General features: G+C 42.6%; 17 protein-coding genes. 10 read left to right on the plus strand and 7 right to left on the minus strand.

The annotated features are described in order from the left end of the window. Positions 1-259: 259 nt before the first annotated feature. Positions 260-1,441 carry an MFS transporter gene (locus JMW64_RS07795; RefSeq protein ID WP_201553956.1) on the minus strand — a complete coding sequence of 394 codons (1,182 nt, stop codon included), beginning with the start codon at positions 1,439-1,441 and terminating at the stop codon, positions 260-262. Positions 1,442-1,871: 430 nt separating this feature from the next. On the opposite strand from JMW64_RS07795, the gene JMW64_RS07800 reads away from it, so the two are divergent. Then, positions 1,872-2,861: an alpha/beta hydrolase family protein gene (locus JMW64_RS07800; protein WP_201553958.1), complete on the plus strand. Its 990-nt coding sequence runs from the start codon at positions 1,872-1,874 to the stop codon at positions 2,859-2,861. Positions 2,862-3,012: 151 nt separating this feature from the next. Here the strand turns inward: JMW64_RS07800 and JMW64_RS07805 are convergent, their stop codons facing one another. Next, complete coding sequence (locus JMW64_RS07805) at positions 3,013-3,804, minus strand: ankyrin repeat domain-containing protein (protein WP_227694127.1); 792 nt, start codon at positions 3,802-3,804, stop codon at positions 3,013-3,015. Positions 3,805-4,105: 301 nt separating this feature from the next. On the opposite strand from JMW64_RS07805, the gene JMW64_RS07810 reads away from it, so the two are divergent. After that, positions 4,106-4,852 (plus strand): hypothetical protein, encoded by a 747-nt coding sequence (locus tag JMW64_RS07810; RefSeq protein ID WP_201553960.1) that lies wholly within the window; start codon positions 4,106-4,108, stop codon positions 4,850-4,852. A gap of 94 nt (positions 4,853-4,946) precedes the next feature. Here the strand turns inward: JMW64_RS07810 and JMW64_RS07815 are convergent, their stop codons facing one another. The 3 genes from JMW64_RS07815 to JMW64_RS07825 form a co-directional block, all read right to left on the minus strand. Further along, a complete protein-coding gene (locus JMW64_RS07815; RefSeq protein WP_201553971.1) occupies positions 4,947-5,465 on the minus strand; it encodes an Rrf2 family transcriptional regulator in 519 nt (172 codons plus the stop codon). Between the two features lie 284 nt (positions 5,466-5,749). Then, on the minus strand, positions 5,750-6,991 hold the full coding sequence (locus JMW64_RS07820) for an NnrS family protein (RefSeq protein WP_201553973.1): 1,242 nt from the start codon (positions 6,989-6,991) through the stop codon (positions 5,750-5,752). A 200-nt stretch (positions 6,992-7,191) separates the two neighbouring features. Further along, the gene (locus JMW64_RS07825; RefSeq protein WP_201553981.1) at positions 7,192-8,595 is read right to left on the minus strand and encodes a DASH family cryptochrome; all 1,404 of its coding nucleotides are present in this window, start codon (positions 8,593-8,595) and stop codon (positions 7,192-7,194) included. A gap of 200 nt (positions 8,596-8,795) precedes the next feature. Here JMW64_RS07825 and JMW64_RS07830 point away from each other — a divergent pair, with 200 nt between their 5' ends. Next, complete coding sequence (locus tag JMW64_RS07830) at positions 8,796-9,026, plus strand: hypothetical protein (protein WP_045446342.1); 231 nt, start codon at positions 8,796-8,798, stop codon at positions 9,024-9,026. 93 nt (positions 9,027-9,119) lie between these two features. Here JMW64_RS07830 and JMW64_RS07835 read toward each other — a convergent pair whose 3' ends face one another. Beyond that, the gene (locus tag JMW64_RS07835) at positions 9,120-10,610 is read right to left on the minus strand and encodes an aldehyde dehydrogenase family protein (RefSeq protein ID WP_201553983.1); all 1,491 of its coding nucleotides are present in this window, start codon (positions 10,608-10,610) and stop codon (positions 9,120-9,122) included. Between the two features lie 406 nt (positions 10,611-11,016). Between JMW64_RS07835 and JMW64_RS07840 the strand changes: the two genes are divergently transcribed. From JMW64_RS07840 to JMW64_RS07870, 7 genes are all read left to right on the plus strand, one after another. Beyond that, positions 11,017-11,619, plus strand: a complete 603-nt coding sequence (locus JMW64_RS07840) for a TetR/AcrR family transcriptional regulator (RefSeq protein WP_201553985.1) — start codon at positions 11,017-11,019, stop codon at positions 11,617-11,619. A gap of 208 nt (positions 11,620-11,827) precedes the next feature. Further along, on the plus strand, positions 11,828-13,048 hold the full coding sequence (locus JMW64_RS07845; protein WP_201553987.1) for an iron-containing alcohol dehydrogenase: 1,221 nt from the start codon (positions 11,828-11,830) through the stop codon (positions 13,046-13,048). 140 nt (positions 13,049-13,188) lie between these two features. Further along, entirely contained in the window at positions 13,189-14,238 is a 1,050-nt protein-coding gene (locus JMW64_RS07850) for an NADP-dependent oxidoreductase (RefSeq protein WP_201553989.1), read from the plus strand. A gap of 219 nt (positions 14,239-14,457) precedes the next feature. Then, positions 14,458-15,135 (plus strand): type 1 glutamine amidotransferase domain-containing protein, encoded by a 678-nt coding sequence (locus tag JMW64_RS07855; protein ID WP_201553991.1) that lies wholly within the window; start codon positions 14,458-14,460, stop codon positions 15,133-15,135. Between the two features lie 47 nt (positions 15,136-15,182). Further along, a complete protein-coding gene (locus tag JMW64_RS07860) occupies positions 15,183-15,812 on the plus strand; it encodes a glutathione S-transferase family protein (protein WP_201553993.1) in 630 nt (209 codons plus the stop codon). A 503-nt stretch (positions 15,813-16,315) separates the two neighbouring features. Beyond that, positions 16,316-17,932 (plus strand): efflux MFS transporter permease, encoded by a 1,617-nt coding sequence (locus tag JMW64_RS07865; RefSeq protein WP_201553995.1) that lies wholly within the window; start codon positions 16,316-16,318, stop codon positions 17,930-17,932. A gap of 107 nt (positions 17,933-18,039) precedes the next feature. Further along, positions 18,040-19,329, plus strand: coding sequence for an HlyD family secretion protein (locus JMW64_RS07870; RefSeq protein ID WP_201553997.1), 1,290 nt, complete (start codon positions 18,040-18,042; stop codon positions 19,327-19,329). A gap of 150 nt (positions 19,330-19,479) precedes the next feature. Here JMW64_RS07870 and pdxH read toward each other — a convergent pair whose 3' ends face one another. Continuing rightward, positions 19,480-20,124, minus strand: a complete 645-nt coding sequence (gene pdxH, locus JMW64_RS07875) for a pyridoxamine 5'-phosphate oxidase (RefSeq protein WP_201555080.1) — start codon at positions 20,122-20,124, stop codon at positions 19,480-19,482. Between the last annotated feature and the right edge of the window lie 22 nt (positions 20,125-20,146).

Consider the following 20,146-nt stretch of genomic DNA (forward strand, 5'->3'; position numbering starts at 1 on the left):
ATGCGGGTGAATCATAAATAATTGATGGCACGCAGCCCTAGTTATTTTAGCTTTTATTTATAAAAAATTGCGGTTTAACCAGTGGCTATTTAAAAATTGGCTGTTTAAAAATTGATAGTGGCTAACAGTATTAATAGAATTATTAGGGTGTATTGAACAGGCTATATCGATAGTAAGAAAAAATAGATACTATGTAAAGCAACCTTACGTAAACATCCTAAGAGGCAATAGCTTGATGAAAATTGCTCAAAAACAGCCATCAAGCCACACGTGATTTTGTTTTAATCATGCCAAAACTGGCAACCAGTAATGCCAAAATCTGTACAAATAAGAGCAGCCATACTGTGAGCGACCACTGCCCGCGCGCATAAGCCATACCGCATAACCACGCACCCATCGTACCGCCAGCATAATACCCCATGTAATATAAACCAGACGCCAATGAGCGCCCTTTTTTAACATTGACGGCGATATAACTGATGGTAGCAGCTTGGGTGATAAAGACACCTGAGGACATAATAGCAAGACCAATAATAATGCCCCATAACGGCGTCACTAGTGTTAACAGCACCCCAATTATAGAAACGAAAACAGCCACACGTACTGTGCGCGCTGAACCAAAGCGACGTAGCAAGGTCGTCGACAATGGCGTAATAACAACGCCTATCAAATAAACGGCAAAAATATTGGCAAGCGCACCCGTACTCAACTCATATGGCGTCTTAGCAAGATGTAGATTGATAAAGGTAAAACAGCCCACGAGTGAGAATAAGACACACGCCCCTAGCAGACACGCCGTCACCACATAACGATTGGTTAAATGCTCACCGAGCGTCTGCATCGCGGAACGAAAATTCGGATTGGCCACAAACTGCTGTGACGATGGTAGCATCTTGCCGACCCATAGCGCCCCGATAAGTGTCATCGCTGCCATCACATAATAGCCTGCACGCCAGCCGATAATCTCGTGCAAGTGCCCAAGTAAAAATCGCCCCATAAAGCCGCCAAGTACCGAGCCTGAAACATAGAACGACATCAGTTCCGTGACAGCGCGTCCCTCAAACTCTTCACCGATATAAGCTATCGTCACCACGGTAATGCCCGGTACAGACAACCCTTGCATAAACCGCCACATACCCATCCAACCAATACTCGGACTTTGGGCAATTAAAGCAGTTGGTATCGCTAAAAATAATAATGCGCCAACGATAAAGGATTTACGCCCCACAGCGTCAGACAGCATGCCCAAGAATGGCGACATAATAGCAATCGCCATCACCGTTGCACCGACGATCATGCCAGCTTGCACCTCAGTTGCAGACAGGTCTACCATCAATACGGGCAAAATGGCCTGAATAGAATACACTTGCAAAAAAGCAAACATCCCAATCAAGCCAATGGTGAGTTTTAAGACCCACGATGTTGCATTATTGATTGGCATAGATAGAGGCTCTGGCATATTATTTTGGGGTTTACTGATGGTATTTTTCACAGGGATACAGGCTATATTGGACGCGGATGATCTGGCGTGAGTAATAGAAATAGGACGATAATAGCTAAAATAATGACAAAAACAATAATGAAAATAATGGCTGATGCTAGGAATAGGCGTCATGTATGATTTTAGCACACCAAATACCAGACTCTGGTTTCGGTGTGTTATCGGTATTGCTTTATTTATGCTTAGGGTCTATTGAACACTAAAAACTGCTGATTTATATACTGCGTAGGTGACGTATATTTTTGACAGCAAGCAGATTACTGTCTACTATTATTTTGATCTATTATATATAAATGCAATTCACAAAAACTTATATCCACAAAATATAACCTGCGGCAAAATCCAACTCACCTATAGCAGACGCTCTATCATGCCCAAATACCCTTTTTATTCGCAATGGATTGTCGCTATAGGCGCACTGGTTTTTTCTATAAATGCGTCGGCAGTTACGTTAGACGAAGTAGCCGCAACGAACAAGCTCATAATTAAAGAGCAATCGACCAAAATAGTATCAACCCCGATAGCGTCAGCGGTTGCAAGAACATCGCCTGTATCAACACCAGCCGTGCCGTCAAACTGTATCGCCGACAGTATTATTACAGCGGATAATCTGTCAGATACGCGTGATAAGGGGCCTTTTTCGGTGGCCAAAAAACCCGTTCCTCGTCAGTTAGCCAATGGCTTTGGTGGCGGAACCATTTATTATCCAACCAACGCGGGCGGCTGTGGTCTGTTAGGCGGGATCGCGGTAGTATCTGGTTATGTGTCCTACGAATCTTCTATTAAATGGTGGGGGCCGCGTTTGGCATCTTGGGGATTTGTGGTTATCACCATCGATACCAACTCCATTTATGATGACCCAGAGAGCCGTGCGGCACAGTTAAGTGCCGCGCTTGATCATATGCTTCGTGACAATACGGTAGGCGCTCAGATAGATAGTACGCGCTTGGGTGCTATTGGCTGGTCAATGGGCGGCGGCGGCGCACTCCAGCTAGCGACAAAACGTCAGACGGTTCGAGCGATTATTGCGCAAACGCCCTATCACGATAAAGACTATGGCGAAATGAACACGCCTGCTTTATTCATTACTTGCCAGAATGACCGTATCGCCTCAAATAAAAAATACAGCAGTCGTTTTTATGATCAAGCTACAGGCGCAAAAATGAAGATTGAGATAAAGAACGGTAGCCATTTTTGTCCAAGTTATCGTTTTAATGAGATATTACTGAGCAAGCCAGGTATTGCTTGGATGCATCGCTATATTAATGGCGATACCCGCTTTGATCAGTTTTTATGTCGTAACGATAATTATGGCAACAATCCTCGTATATCCGCTTACGACTATAAAAACTGCTCATAAACGAGGCGCTCATGAGAAAAGCACTTATAAACTAGGTACTGATAAACTAGACACTTATAAACAATCCGCTGGTCACTCTCTCACTTAGGAGCGCTTAGCATAGAAAAAGGCTACCGAAATGGCAGCCTTTTTTGTAAAGTCATTGACGCAATTATTCACAGCTCGCTTTGCCAGTGCGATGATTCACAGCACCATTGGCGGCTAATAGCTTTTGCATATCAACCAAATCTCGCGAACACGCATATGAATAGGTACCTTGATTATACGAGCCCATTTTTTTGTCTTTGGTCGTTGCCACTAGATTTGGATTAGCACCTTGCGCCAATAAATATTTGACAGTTTCAAGGCGATTATTACTAGCTGCAACCATAATCAAGGTTTCACCATCACTTTCTACCGTCTGATCATTTAAGTCCACAGGCGCTTTTTCATTCAATAACGTATGTACTTTTTTGACAATATTGGTATTTTTTCCCAGTACAGCAGATTTCATGACGTTATACACATCACCGTCATCTTTAGCATAGATATCAGCGCCTTTACTGACTAAGTAATCGACCATATCTTCATAGCCGATAAAGGCAGCCCAGCCTAACGCCGTTTGATTAAGGCTACCTGTGTCCTTAACTTCTAAGTCTTGACCATTGTTAACCATGTATTTGACCGTGGCTAGATCACCATGTTTTACGGCGTCAAACCAAGTAGCATCTGCACCTATAGAGGGTTTGTCATAAAACACACGCCAAGAAAGTTTGTTTTGATTGGCAAGATCAAAATTCTCAGTAGTGCTGAAACGAAAACCCACTTGTGGGACTGGTGCTGTTTGAGCAGCTTGGATAGTGTCCATTTTAGTGACGCTGTTATCATTGTTTAGGCTTGAGCAACCTGCTAATAACATCGTTGCCATAACCGCTGATGCGCTCATTTTTCCAAAAAATCTCATGACTCAACCTTCAAATACAAATTAAATAGTGAGAGATATTATACAGATTCATTAAATAATAATCTATAAATTATAAGCTATGAATGACAATGACCCTCGGTTAATACAGGCTGATATCAGACTTTAACGCTATACACTGAACCTAACAATCAACATCTTTTTTATAACAGACTTTAGGTACATGACTCACCATAATAAGAGGTCATTTATAATAAATTGTCATCTACTGATGAGAAATATTCATTATTAAAATTGCTAAGACATTAAAAAACCCGAATAAAAACACTAAGGAATAATTTCAATGACCGATAACATTCATGATTTAGGGGCAGGATTTTGGAATATACGCGGATCTTTTCGCATTGGCGGTGTTCTAAACATTGGTACTCAGTGCTCACTTATACAGTTAAACTCAGGAAAGTTTATATTTTTAGATAGCTATTCATTGACTGGTGACGTACGCGATGAGGTGATGGCATTAACCAATAATGGTCAAGATGTCGAAGCAGTACTGAACGTCCACCCATTCCATACGGTGCACTGTGCACAAATGGCAAAAGACTTCCCGCAGGCGACCTTTTATGGCAGTAGCCGCCACCATAAAAAAGCACCTGAAGTAAAATGGGCAGATGATTTGGTTGAAAGCGATGCGGTCGCCAAGCGTTACCCTGAGCTTAAGTTCTCAATGTCACAAGGCATCCACTATATCTCACCCAATGAGATGATTCATGCAGGCTCACTATTAGCCTATCATCCTGCCAGTCAAAGCTTGCACGTCGATGACACCTTTATGAGTCCACCGATGAAATTATTAGAGGCGATATTACCTGAGCTGATACTACACCCAACGACCAAAAAAGCGCTAAAAAACGAGCCCGATGCAGGCAAGCAATATTGCGATTGGGCAAGCAATTTGGCACATGAATGGCGCGATGTGCGTAATTTCTGCGCTGCACATTCCTATTTAGTGACATTCAATGACGGTGAGTTTGAAGTGGCGCTATTAAAAGCCATTGATAAAGCCCGTCCAAAATTAGAAAAAGCTTAATTGACCGTATAATCTTACATTAGAAGCATAACAAAGGGAGTGACCAAGATGGTCGCTCCCTTTTTTGCAATGACGCCATCAACATCAAAAGTTATTAACGAAACAATAAAGACGCTAGCTCATCTTCGTTATTGATGATATCTGCCAAGGTATAGCGTTCAAGGACGTTAATAAATGCCGTCAGCGCTTCAAAAAAAACACTTTTTAGTTGGCATGCTGGGCTAATGACACAGCCTCTAGCGTTATTTGTCGTTTCATCAATAAGCGTAATGGGCAAACCTGTTGAACCAGTCTGTCGACCATCACTGCTCTTATCATTATCGGGTGTCGCAAAGCATTCGACCAAATCAAAGTCTGGCTCTATTTGTTTAATTAATACACCCAAATTGATGTCTTTTGGCGCACGAGCCAAACGTATACCGCCATTTTTACCACGCACACTTTCTATATAACCAAGCTGACCCAACTGATGAATAATCTTGGTCAAATGACTTTTAGAAATGCCATAACTGTTAGCAATATCACTGATATTTGCGAGTAATGGCGGCTCTGGTCTCACCGCCAAGTAAATCAATGAGCGCAGTGCATAATCGCTATAATTGGTCAATCGCATTTATTTGCGCTCCTATTTTATATAAATCTCTCAAGTATGTATCAGCCTAAACTTTAGCAATGTAACTCTATGAGTTTGAAAATGAGGGTCTTGAAAAGTCAGTGTCTCAGACAAACGGTATTTTGAACAAACCGTATTTTAAACAAACAGTGTCTGGAAAACAAAGGTCTCAAAACCTTATAACATTTGCAAAACAACTTACTCAAAAATATCAATACTAAGGCGATAAATTTTGATAAATCCCCTATTATTTTAGCGAGAGCATTATAACTGCACTACAGGCTCTAACCAAACAGACCATCAGGTCTAGGACGTGCCAGCATCGGCAAATAACTGATGCAAAATAGCACGAAGCAAGCAATCCACGCCCCTTGGGCAATCATGATCCATAATAGATAGTGACTCATATCAGCAAGTGGCAATAGCACGCGACTGACAAATGCCAATACCATCAGACCGTACATAATATTCACCGTCTTGGGCGGCTGATGAATGCTGCGTCCCGTATGCCCAAGCGATACCCGCGTCATCATCGCCACGGTCATCATACCAACGCCAGCAATGGCGAGCCCATGCATCGCAATACTATGAGTATAGCCCAACCATGGTTGCAGCGCATACAGCAGAAAACTCAAACACATGCCCAAAAATGCAACATATAATGACCAAAGCAATGGCTTTTGCCAGATACCGCGATGATACCAGCCTACCAAACGGACGATATTAACCACTGCTACGCCAAGCGCCGTAATAGTCAGCAGATACTGATTAGGATAAAACAAGTCACTGATAAAAAACGCTAAGAAAAACAATAAACTCGCAATATCCTGTACTTTACTATTGCGCAACTTGATGACTTCCGTCGTTCCAACACTCAGACCACGTTCAATAAAGAATGGCACCACGCGGCGACCAATGGTCAGCACCAAACCGATAATCAAATAAAACCCTAGATAAATACCTATTTTAGTCGTACTCATATCGGCATTGATAATACCCCAGTAGCAGATTCCATTGCCAACGGTCAATAATGCCAATTTCGCTAAGATGCCCATTTGCTTATACTGCTTGACCTGTAATACCGCTCGACATATCACAAATGCCATCGAGGCGATAAACAATAAGTCAAATACTGCGGCGACATATAACAACGATATACTGCTACCCGCAACCGTCATACCAAGTCCAAAACCTGCCCAGCTTAAACGTGCCAGCAGCCAACAGCCAAATATAGCCAGCAGCTTATAACCATGCGGCATCATTACCCCTGTCCACGTCTTCACTGCTGTGAGGAGAAATCCTGCAATGACCGCCAAGGCATAACCATAGACCATCTCATGACCGTGCCAATACAATGGGTTCAGCGCTTGTGCGTCAATATCTGTATGACCAGTAAATACAAAAGACCATAGCAGCATCGTTATCACGGCAAATAGCGCGGCAGCACTAAAAAATATTCGAAAGCTCAAATTCAGAATGGGATGCGGAGAGCTGGGCGGCTTGCTGGGTAAGTTGATCGATTGCATGGCAGTCTTCTTAGAAGCATGTGAATAGAGTTTAACTTAAATATTCATTTTAGATGAATGTTACAAGTTATACAATAGTGATAATTTTATAACTCATTATAACGGTTTGCTATTAGCATAAAAAAATAACCACTGATAAGACTATTAAGCGGTTTAGAAAGTGCTATTTAGCATTTATGGTCTAAAATCCATAAACCGCTTTAACTTACATGACGGCCTTGCCATTTATCAATGAACTCACCACTGGGATCGTATTGCTGGGTTTGCTTGCTAAGATTAAATTGCCGACATCCTCTTGGATCAGCGCCTACGCCCGCTAGATATTGCCAATTCCCCCAATTACTCGCGACATCATAATCGATAAGATGCTGCTCAAAATAGGTTGCACCGTAACGCCAGTCTAAACCCAGCTCATGAATAAAGCAGCTAGCAACGATTTGTCTGCCTCGATTGGACATATACCCTGTTTGCTTTAGCTGATTCATGCAAGCATTGACGATAGGATATGGCGTGTTGCCATTCTGCCATTGCTGCAAACGCTGATCGTCAAAATGAGTAGCTGGTAATTGATGACCAATGCCCTTAAACAAAAACAGATTGCTACCATGTTCAATCGCATACCAATAAAAATACTCGCGCCACAGCAGCTCAAACCATATCCAATACGTTGACTCATTGGCGATAATCTCACGCTCATAATGACGTAAGCGATTCAACAGTATTTTCACAGACAAGCAACCATTTGCCAGCCAAGGCGAGAATTTAGTGGAATGCGTCCAGTCATCCAGTGCATTACGTGTGATTTTATAAGTGCGCGGTGCAGCAGAATCGAAATAGTGAGTTAAATGAAGCATTGCATTTGTTTCACCACCTTTAAAACTAAGCGCTTGCTCATCAGATGGTTGTGTTTTAAAAAAGTATTTACTATGCGCTATCAACGCATCAGGCATTGGCGGTAGCGACTTTGGCGTAGGAGAAACAGCCACCTCGTCGTCAGCATTCAATAAATCATGGCTTACTTCAACCTTTTTGCGAAACTGGGTAAAGCTTTTGGGCAGGTCTTGTGTCGGTAAATCAGCAAATAGCGTATGGGTTGATTGCCTGTGCCATATTATCTGCGGATATTTGCTCTGCAAGGCAGCATAGCCTTTATTTTGATTATAATCTGCCGTGTGGCTGACACAGATATCGGTGACTTGTTGCTGCTCAATGAGCTGGCATAACTGAGTAAAGGTGTTTAAGGCAGACTCTACCTTATCTTGTGACAAATGACTCTTTGATAAATAGCTTGGCGACAGATAAAGCAATCGATTACCAAGGCGCTGAAGCGATCGATCCAAATCAGCCAAGCTCTCAAACAAGAACTGCTGACGAGCAGCGCCCCTCTCATTAAAGTGGTAAGCTTGACGGCTCTCTCTCGATTGGATGCAATCAGCCAAAAAATCAGCATAGATGAGCATCAGGTTGCCTTGATTACTTTTAGCCAATGTCGCCGCTTTGACTAACGTTTCATTGCCCTCTATGCGCAAATCGTTATGAAATAAGACCAATACCGCTTTTTTGACTGACTTATTTGATTCGTTGTTTGATTGGTGATTTGACATACTCTCGATTCCCAAGTAGTTAAACGCGCTCACTTGAAGCTGAGTCTAAACTATAATATTTTAGAATGTGACACACAGTATAGAGCGTGTTACCCGTTCAACTTAAGTCGCTACCCTCGTTGTTATCTGCGTTATACTAGCCATAAGCATTGACTATCACTGAGCTGACTGCTTAGATGGTTTATAACTAGGAGAATGTCATGACTCAAGAACACGCTTCCCATGAAAAGCGCAAAATCATCGATAAGTTTTTGATGAAACTCACCAAAGAAGAGCCGCAAATGTATTATGCTAGCACCTCTGAGGTCGCTCGTAGCATCCATACTATGATAAAAGAGCACACCAATCGCTTGTCGGTAGAAGATCAAGCGCTCGTTAGACATATGACCGTCGAGGAGATACAAGGCTTGCTAGGCTTTCACCTTAAATAATCACACTTTCAACGTTCCCATAAAAAAGCCCGCTGATTTGCAGGCTTTTTTATTATTAAAACTTTAATTTAGAGCATTGAAAATATACATCGCTTAAAACGGATACTCACGTGGCTCATGTTGCATAGATATCCAGTGCGTTCTAGTGAACTCTTCTAGCACCCACTCACCGTTAAAACGACCAATACCTGAGTTTTTCTCGCCACCGAATGGTAAGTTACTTTCATCATTGACTGAAATATCATTAATATGGGTCATACCCGCTCTGATACCGCGAGCAAAGCGCATGCCTTTTGCCATATCTTTTGTAAATACCGCACTCGACAAACCAAACATTGAGTCATTGGCGATCGATAACGCATCATCTTCATCTTTGGCACGAATGATACCAACCAGTGGTCCAAACACCTCATTACGTGACAAACCCATCTCGCGCGTTACTTCACTAAAGATGTGCGGCGGTACCACTTGCCCTTTAATCTCACCAGTTAATATCATTTTTGCGCCTTCTTGCTGCGCGTTGGCGATTTTCTCTTTCAACGATTCGACTTGTTTTTTATTAATAATCGGACCAACAGCCGTGTCTTGTTTGCTCGGATCGCCGACATTTAACGTTTTAACATGCGCCAAGAAACGCTCAACGAAGTCATCATAAACCTCGTCTTCAACGATAATACGATTGATAGCAATACAGATTTGACCTTGATGTAAGAACTTCCCAAAGGCTGCTGCTTTGACCGCTTGCTCAATATCAGCGTCTTTTAATACCACAAATGGACTGTTACCACCCAACTCAAGCGCTACTTGTTTAATGTAGTCGCCGCCATTGGCCAACTCGCCAATGCGCTTGCCGACTGAAGTAGAGCCAGTAAATGATACAAAGCTTGGGGTTTTGTGTTCAACGATCGCATCTCCTATCTCTTTGCCTGAGCCAACAACCACGTTAAGCAAGCCTTTTGGTAAATCTGCTTCTTCGAATACTTTTGCTAGCAGCAAACCACCAGTCACTGGGGTATCACTCGCAGGCTTGAGTACCACAGCGTTACCAAGTGCTAAGGCTGGTGCAATAGAACGTTGGGTCAAATGTAATGGAAAATTCCACGGACTAATGACAGCGACGACACCGATGGGCTCACGGTAAACAAAGTTTTCTTTGCCAGGGGTGTTAGATGGACGAATCTCGCCATGTACACGACTGGGGAAAGTCGCCGCTTCAAGGGTAATAGCGCGTGTAGCAGCAAACTCAACCATGGCTTTAACACGGGTACTGCCCGACTCTTTAATGAGCCAATCGACGATTTCATCTTGGCGCTGATCTAAAATCTCAACCACTTTATATAGCACACCTGCTCGTGTCGCTGGCGTCTGCTGTGCCCACTCTTTTTGTGCCGCACTTGCTGCTTGATAAGCTTCATTAAGCTGTGCTTCTGTCGCCTGCTGAATCTTTACAAGTGTATCGCCATTGTAGGGGTTGGTATTGGTATTGACGCTATCATCTTGACCGCTTTGCCATTCCCCTGCAATGTACTGGAGGTGGAAATCATTATAGGCATTGGCTTTGGTATTATCGGTATCAGTTGACATAATTCTTCTCATTTATTTTAGGGATGTTATGTTGGTTGTCAATAAAACAGTATGACTAGCAAATTGAGGCAGATAAAAAATAACCCTTAACACAGTTATTTATATTAAATAGCCTGCGCTCGCTGCATTTGATTAAGCACATCAAAACGAAACTTGCTAGACGACTGGTCTAATGCTACCATAGACCTCATATAAATAAGCGTATTTCGTCAGAAAGTATTGTTGAAAAAACGTAACGTGACCATATCAACCTTTACAATAAGCACTCATTATAAGCAACAATAAAAATCTGCATCTACCCATAGAAAGTATCATGAATAATTGTTAATAGCGCGCTAAGTAGCATTATTCGCCATACCTTATCTCTGAAATACATTCATAAAAAATATAGGAGGACATTACCATTATGTCTGCGGCCTCAACCACAATCCCACCAGATACCAAAACGCATCTGTTAGAAACAGGCTATCAACTGATTTCCAAAAAAGGTTTTACTGCCGTCGGTATCAAACAAATACTAGACACAGCCGGTATTCCTAAAGGCTCTTTTTACCATTATTTTGCCTCAAAGGAAGCATTTGGTGAAGCTATCATCAGTCATTATTTTACTGACTATAAGATACGCTTAGACACCATTGGTCGTCAAAAAGTTAATGCTCAGCAAAAGATTTATGATTACTTTCAAAGCTGGTATGACACCCAGCAAAATAGCTGTGATCATGAAAAGTGCTTGGTGGTTAAGCTCAGCGCTGAGGTTGCAGATCTGTCTGAACCTATGCGCATCGCACTGAATGCTGGTTATCAGCAGACCATCAGCTGGCTTGCCGAACAAATCAAAGCAGGCTGGGCGGATGACTCTGTACCACAACCTGACAATATCGCGGCCGAGAGCATGGCCAAACGTTGGTATTTTGCTTGGCTTGGTGCCAGTTTAATCGCCAAGATTAGCCAAACCAATACACCCCTTGCAGAAGTATGGCAGATGACTACTTCTCAATTGGGACGCTAATCTCGTGCGTTAAACGCTTTTTAGCCATTTATACTTCCCTATATCTAAAGCAAAAAATTGAGTTATAAGAGAGTTTTGTAAAAACAACTAGACGACTGGTCTATTTAATGTACAATGCCCACAGTTGCAAAAACGAATGGCTAATTTGCCACTGAGGTTTTTGCACCCCATACGCCCAACACAAATATTTAATAATTTTAGGAATACTATGAATAACTTCCAATATTACAATCCAGTACGTATCGTCTTTGGTGAAGGTCAAATCAAACAACTATCAGAATTGGTACCGACTGATGCCCGTGTGCTTATCACTTATGGTGGCGGTTCGGCACAGCGCACAGGTACGCTAGACGAAGTAAAAGAAGCCTTGGCTGCGAGCGGTACACGTACCGTATTCGAATTTGGTGGTATTGAAGCCAATCCAGAATTCACGACTCTTTTAAAAGCAGCAGATATGGTCAATGAGCACAATATTGACTTTTTGCTAGCGGTCGGGGGCGGCTCAGTCATTGATGGTAGCAAATTTGTTGCATTGGTATCGTCCCTCACTGAAGAAGATGGCACGACTGTCTCACGCGAACAAGCATGGAACGCACTAACCAGCTATTGCAGAGACATTGATTCTACCATCGATTTGGGTGCTGTTTTGACCATTCCAGCCACTGGCTCTGAGATGAACTCAGGCGGCGTCATCAATTATAGTGAACGTCAAGCTAAGCTACCATTTGGCAACGCACTTGCCTTCCCTAAGTTCTCAATATTAGATCCAATCAAAACACTGACATTACCTGAGCGTCAAGTGATGAATGGTGTTGCGGACGCCTTTGTCCATGTCATGGAACAGTACCTAACGTATCCAGTCAATGCAAAAGTGCAAGATGCCTTTGCTGAGAGCTTGCTGAAAATCCTCATTGATGAAGGTCGTATCGTTAAACAAGATCCAGAAAACTTAGAAACTCGTAAGAATATCATGTGGACAGCGACCATGGCACTCAATGGTCTAATCGGTGCAGGCGTACCGCAAGACTGGACGACACATATGATCGGTCATGAGCTAACCTCGTTACACAGCATCGATCATGCTCGCACCCTAACCATTTTATTACCCTCAGTAATGCGCGAGTTGAAAGACAGCAAAAAAGAGAAATTACTTCAATATGCACATAATGTCTGGAATATTACGCTCGATGACGCTCATCAAGACGAAGACGCTGTCATTGAAGCCGCTATTGTCCGTACAGAAAACTTCTTCCGCGACCTTGGCTTGCCCGTCAGTTTAGAAGATGCAGAACTTGATGAATCAGCTATTGACCCGATTATCAAGCAGCTTGAAGCGCACAACATGGTTCAGTTAGGCGAGCACAGCAACAATGATTTAGAAGTGTCACGCCGTATTCTACAACGTGCTATTAGTAGCAAAGCTGCTTAATAAAAACACCACCGTAATAAGAAACACATATTGTTATGCTATTTATAGTAGTTGCTCAGCACTGAGTAACTACTCCATTCACCATTAAATATTAAAATCAATAGAATCTTAAAATCAATAAATAGAAAAGGAATCTGATAATGAGCTTTGATAAACAACAAAATCAAAAAACAAACCGTCAAATCAAATTGGCAAGCCGTCCAACAGGTGAGCCAAAAGCTGAAAACTTTGATATGGTAACCAGCGATATCCCATCGCCAAATAACAATGAAATGCTGCTGCGTACCGTTTACTTATCCTTAGATCCATACATGCGTGGACGTATGAGCGATGCGAAAAGCTATGCTGATCCGCTAGAAGTGGGTGATGTCATGATGGGTGGAACGGTTGCCCAAGTCGTTGAATCCAATATCGACAAATTTGCTGTGGGTGACTTAGTGGTCTCAAACTCAGGCTGGCAAGACTATAGCGTTAGTAATGGCGAAGGCGTCTTAAAGCTTGACAAAAACATGTCAAATCCTTCTTATGGTTTAGGTGTATTAGGTATGCCCGGCTTTACCGGTTACATGGGTTTGACCGACATCGGTAAGCCGGAAAAAGGGGAAACTTTGGTCGTCGCTGCTGCAACGGGTCCCGTTGGTGCAACGGTAGGTCAAGTTGGCAACCAATATGGCTTACGTACCGTTGGTGTGGCTGGTGGCAAAGAAAAATGTGACTTTGCTGTCAATGAGCTAGGCTTTGATGTCTGTATTGACCATAAAGCTGATGACTTTGCCGAGCAATTAAAAGCGGCGTGCCCAGATGGCATCGATATCTATTACGAAAACGTCGGTGGCAAAGTATTTGATGCCGTTATGCCATTATTAAATGCGCATGCACGTATCCCAGTCTGTGGTCTGGTCTCGCAATACAACGCCACCGAGCTGCCTGATGGTAAAGATCGTCTAGGCGTATTGATGGGCAACATTCTAAGCCGTCGTCTCACCATCAAAGGTTTTATTATTTTTGAAGAATATGGCGATCACTTCCCAGAATTCTTAAAAACCATGAGTAAATGGGTCGAGTCAGGCGATGTTAAAACCAAAGAATATATCGCTGAAGGCTTAGACGATGCACCAAACGCCTTTGTGCGCATGCTAAATGGCGATAACTTTGGTAAAACAGTGGTTAAAGTTTCTGAGGTTGAATAACCGAACCAATGGTTACCAGTTGGTTGAATCGCAAATAACGACTTAACAACATAACTTGCTAAGACAACCACTGAATATGACCTCTCAACCATGAATACTGTTCTATGAATACCGCTAGCAGTCATTGCAAATACTCATATTGATTACAGATGATTAATTAAGCATGACTGCTAACAACCCATGATTTAAGAACAACATCAATAATAAATAAGGACGATTATGAATATTTTAATGGTACTAACCTCACATGATAAGTTGGGCGATACTGGTAAAAAAACGGGCTTTTGGCTAGAAGAATTTGCCGCGCCTTATTATGCTTTTATCGATGCCGGCGTCAATGTGACACTTGCTTCTCCTGCTGGCGGGCAGCCACCGCTTGATCCGAGCAGTGACACTGAAGACACCCAAACGAAAGATACCAAGCGTTTTAAAGAAGACAGCGATGCTCAAAAGCATCTTGCTAATACTGAAAAACTCGCTGATATGAAAGCTGAAGATTTTGATTCAGTCTTTTATCCAGGCGGTCATGGTCCACTATGGGACTTGGCAGTTGATAAAAATTCGATCAATTTGATTGAGACGTTTGTCAAACAAGACAAACCTGTCGCCTTTGTTTGTCATTCTCCAGCCGCTCTTAAAAATGTCAAAATTGACGGTGAGTATTTAGTCAAAGGCAAAACAGTGACTGGCTTTACCAATTCAGAAGAAGATGCCGTTGGTCTAACAGATGTCGTGCCATTCTTAGTAGAAGATGCACTAAAAGCCAATGGTGGTAACTATGAAAAAGCCGCTGATTGGGAATCATTTGTGGTCGAAGATGGCTTGCTGATTACTGGACAAAACCCAGCTTCATCAGAGGAAGCTGCCAAGCGCTTAATCACTAAGCTGAAAGGTTAATATCTTTTTAACGTTAATATAATAGACCATGCAAAAAGGCCACTATCATGATTCGCTTACATCATCTCAATCAGTCTCGCTCATTACGTATTTTATGGCTTTTAGAAGAGCTGGGCGTGCCTTATGAGATCATTAGTCATCAACGCGATCCTAATACTCATTTGGCACCAGACAGTTTAAAGGCGGTACATCCACTCGGTAAATCTCCGGTTATTGAGATGGATGGTCAACTTTATGCTGAATCAGGTGCAATCACTGAGTTATTGATTGAGCGATTTGCGCCAGAGCGCTTACGTCCTACGACTGATAGCGTAGACTATGGACATTATCTGCAATGGATTAACTTTGCTGAAAGCTCGCTCATGTTGCCGTTATTACTGGAGCTATTTACCAAAAAAGCCGGTATCGTCGATAACGATTTTTTAGATGGTTATATCAGTCAAGAAAAACACAGACTGTTGAGCTATCTAAACGAGGAAGTTGCAGATAAGTCATTTATCGTTGGTCATAAGCTAAGCGGCGCTGACTTTATGCTGTCTTTTGACTTAATCATGCTGGCTAAGCGTGAAGCGTTAGATGATTATCCGCATATCAAGCAGTATGCTTTACAACTCGCCAGTCTTGATAGCTATCAGCGCAGCATGCGTTTAGAGGCGAATTATGATCACTCTATTTAGTACCATGGTCTAACTGTTTATCGACTATTTAATGTATAAAAAAACAGCTCTTTATAGAGCTGTTTTTTATGGGCAAAAATGACCTGAGTCGTAGCTATGTGACATATAGTCAAGGAATTTTATAATCGCTACAAGGCGACCGACCGCAGATAGTATACTGAGTACATCTAGGGTGGGTAACACCGTAGCGGTTTAAAAGTGCTCTGACTATAGCACTGTGTTTCTTATCGTCTATCATTGACAGACAGCTGCATCTATCTTTTAACTTGATTTTCAATGTGTTAGTTATGCGTGATAAATGCTCAACAAAAATTATGATAAAATATTCAAAACAGGGTTTAGAATACTTTTTTGGTTTTATCAGTCTACTAAATGACTTTCTGTTAAATGGCTTTTTATTAAATGACTTTGAACGTCTTGAGACTTATGACTATCCGATGAGCGTGATGCTTGTTTAACAACTGCTATATACCATTTTATCCCTCTACACAGATTATCCATCCATGAGTACTGAATACCAGTTTAAGCCCCATGAACGACCATTCATGCTTGGCTCGCCTGCCACCCCTGATCACCCTGTGCGCCGTAAAATATTTTATTTACTGATTGGTATTTTTATTGGCTTAACTGCCAGCTTTCAGAATGGTCTATTGGTCGCGAATCTCACTCAAATCCAAGGTGAAATGGGCTTAACACCAGTAGAAGGTGGCTGGATATCAGTCGCTTACAATATGACCAATGCTTGTGTCACGGTGCTGCTGTACAAAATTCGCCAGCAATTTGGCATGTCGTTATTTAGCAAAATCACTTTGTTCTTTTTATTGGCAGCCACCAGTATGCAGTGGTTGGTCAGTAGCAATCTGCTCAGTACAACGACTGGCATCAGCATCGAGCCTTATTATTTAGAGCTGGTTGCCCGTGGTTTTAGTGGTGTGGTGGCTAGTGCGATGACGGTATTGTCTATTTTTTATTGTCTACAAGGCATGCCAACTGCTCGGCGTATCAGCGGACTGATATTAGGGTTCGGCTTGGTGCAGTTTGGCATTCCACTGTCACGGATTATCTCGCCTTATTTAGCCGTTGATGGTCAGCTTGAAGGTTTATTTTTATTTCAAGTGGGATTATCGCTGATTTGCTTTGGGCTGATTAATATTCTTGAGCTACCGCCAGGCAATACCGAAAAGGTCTTTGAGAAGCTTGATATTGTCAGCTTTGCCTTTTTTGCCAGTGGTCTTGCCGCCCTATCCGTATTTTTAGTACAAGGTAGAATTCAATGGTGGACAATGCCTTGGCTTAGCTATCCACTGATTATTGCCGTCGTGACTATCTCGATTGCTTTATGGATTGAGACGCACCGCAAAAACCCTATGTTACAAGTGCGCTGGATGCGTAGTCGCACCATTATTGCCTTTATGATTACTGGTGCCGTCATGCGTATTTTGCTGTCTGAGCAAAGTGTGGGCGCCGCAGGATTATTAGCAAACCTTGGTTATGGTAATGACCAGCTGATTGTTTTTTATGCCATCATCTTGGTGGCTAGCATACTGGCATTAGTGATTAGCATTTTTACCACCAAAGCGACGGATCTGCGCCGACCAGTGATTTTTGCGGTTGCATTGATTGCGATTGGTGCATGGATAGATACGGGTGTGTCGCTGAACTCTGCCCCTTATATGTTCTATTTCAGTCAGTTTATAATCGCTTTTGCTGCCGTTTACTTTATGGGACCAATGGTATTTGAAGGTATGTTTCGCGCCATTGCTAACGGACCTGCCTATATTATTAGCTTTTCGGTTATTTTTGGTATCTCACAAACGATCGGCGGTTTAGCAGGCGCGGCAGGTATTCAAGCATTTACCACCATTCGTACTCAGATGCATTATGCCGATATGGTCAGTTCAATGAATACCACTGATCCTGCTATGATGACCCAAATGCTACAGGGTGTGCAACGTCAAGCAACGGTCGCCGCTTATGACGATTTATTCTTTTTGATGGCCGTGAGCGCCACCATCACCGCGCTATATTTATTGATGGTTTACTTTTATTACCTTTATCATAAACGCAATCCACTTAGTAAAGAACTTGCCGCATTGGCAGAAATGATGGGCAAAAAATAACAGGTGATAATCATATCGATTTTTTACTGTTACCTTTTCTTCTTATGCTAATTACTATATTTTAAAAAGTTATCCACTATGTTTACTAATCTCATTAGGAGCGCATCATGAGCGAAGACAAATTAAATGATCTTGATAGCCATAATCAAGACACCGCTCAAGATGCCACCCAAAATACTGCTGAAAACAATCAGACATCATCCAATGCAGCAGCAATAGAGGTGCCTCTAAACCAATCGAAAAATGATGATACTGCGTCCGTAGCGAAAAAAGAGGACTCGATAATAACGTCCGTTGCTGATGCTGATGAAACGCCAATGCCGCCAAAAGAGCCTATTCCTGACGCTACGGGTTGGTCGCCTAAAAAGAAATCTTACTTTAACCTAGGCTTATTGATTGCACTAATCATTATTGGCATCCTTTTGATTCTTTATGCGTGGAAGCTACCGCCCTTTACGCCTACGGTTCAGCAGACTAATAATGCCTTTGTAAAAGGTCAAACAACGATTATCAGCCCGCAAGTTTCTGGCTATGTCACAGAAGTAGCAGTGCAAGATTTTGAAAATGTACAAGCAGGTGATTTATTGGTCAAGATAGACGACCGTGCCTTTTTGCAGCAGCTCGAACAAGCACAAGCCAATATCGAAGTCGCTATGACCGACCGCTCAAGCAATGCGCAAGATACGGGCACCAGTCAGGCGCAAATCGAAGCACGTAAAGCGGACTTATATAGTGCCAAAGTCAGCGTTGATAGTGCACGCGAAGATGTAAAGCGCTATCAAGGGCTTGATGCGATTGGCGCAGTATCCAAAGCTGAAGTTGCTCATGCCCAAGCTCAGCTCGCTCAAGCACAAGCTGGCGTGCAGCAAGCAGAAGCCAATTTACAAGTCGCCCTTGAGGCCAGCAAAAAAACCAGTGGTAGCCGCTCATCACTCGATGCCAATATTAAAAATGCAGAAGCAGTTGCTAAGCAAGCACAGATTAATTTAGACAATACGATTATTACTGCCCCTGAATCAGGACAACTGAGTCAAGTCAGCGTCAAAGCGGGACAATATGTCAGCGCGGGCACACAGCTCATGTATGTGGTGCCAAAAGGCGTGTGGATTATCGCCAATTTTAAAGAAACCCAAGTGGCAAATATGACTGTCGGTGAGCCTGCAACTATTCATGTGGATGCGCTAGGCGGCATTAAGTTTCGAGGTCATGTCAGCAATATCTCACCAGCGACTGGCAGTGAATTTAGCGCAGGCGCGGCAAACCCTGCAACTGGCAATTATATTAAAATAGCTCAGCGTATTCCGGTACGAATAGATTTAGAGCAAGGACAACCTGATCTTGCGCAATTGCGCCCCGGTATGTCGGTGTCGGTCGATGTCGATACTAAACCGAACTAGAGCATGTTGGACATTCACAAATAGGCACTGCTATTTTCTAAAATTGCTCCAGACAAACCGCAAAATAAAAAGCCAGTCCAGATGTCATAATCACTATGACGCCTAGATTGGCTTTTCTACTTCTATGAAAATATGAATAGCGCGCTTAGGTTACGGCAAAAGGCGCTTGGTAGTCCAGCTTTCACCATTGTCTTTAGTATAGACAATACGGTCATGCATACGATTGGCACGACCTTGCCAAAACTCAATCTCATGAATGCTAATCTCATAACCACCCCAAAACGCTGGTGTTGGCACTTGGCTACTTTCTGGATACTGATTTTGTAGCTCATCAAACTTGGTTTGCATCACCTCACGATCAGCAACTTCGCCACTTTGAGGTTGACTGACCCACGCACCCACTTGACTGTCGTGAGGACGCTTTTGAAAGTAAGCAGCTGACTTATTAGCATCGATTTTAGCAATACTGCCACTAATACGTACTTGACGCTCCAGCTCTTGCCAAAAGAATAGCGCTTCGGCATTCGGGTTTTCGGCAATATCTTGACCTTTAGCGCTTTCATAGTTGGTATAAAACACCACACCATTTTCGGTAATCTCACGCATAAGTACGATGCGCACGCTAGGTTTATTATCAGCACCGCACGTCGCCAGACTCATCGCATAAGGCTCTTGCACCTTTTGTGCTATTGCCTCATTCATCCATTCTTTTAGTAGCTCAGATGGAGAGTCTGGGACGGACTGTTGATCAAGCTCACCTTTTTCGTATGACAAACGCTGATCGGTAAAATCCATGCTCATAAAATATTCCTTATTT

Origin of the sequence: Psychrobacter immobilis, assembly GCF_904846065.1 — a bacterium.
Classification (GTDB): domain Bacteria; phylum Pseudomonadota; class Gammaproteobacteria; order Pseudomonadales; family Moraxellaceae; genus Psychrobacter; species Psychrobacter immobilis_H.